Raw genomic sequence first — 283 nt, forward strand, 5'->3', positions numbered from 1 at the left:
TAATCTCGTCAGATTCAAAATGAGCTAATCGCTCTTTTCAATACTTTATTGGAGAGTTTGATCCTGGCTCAGGACGAACGCTGGCGGCATGCCTAATACATGCAAGTCGAGCGGACTTGATGAGAAGCTTGCTTCTCTGATAGTTAGCGGCGGACGGGTGAGTAACACGTAGGCAACCTGCCCTCAAGCTTGGGACAACTACCGGAAACGGTAGCTAATACCGAATACTTGCTTCTTTCGCCTGAAGGAAGCTGGAAAGACGGAGCAATCTGTCACTTGAGGA

The 283-nt window shown here is 48.4% G+C and carries 1 rRNA gene; it reads left to right on the top strand.

Going from position 1 to position 283, the window contains the following annotated elements:
* Window positions 1–45: 45 nt before the first annotated feature.
* A 16S ribosomal RNA gene (locus HP552_RS02645) occupies window positions 46–283 on the top strand; the annotation flags it as partial.

Source organism: Paenibacillus xylanilyticus, from assembly GCF_013359935.1.
Lineage (GTDB): Bacteria > Bacillota > Bacilli > Paenibacillales > Paenibacillaceae > Paenibacillus > Paenibacillus xylanilyticus.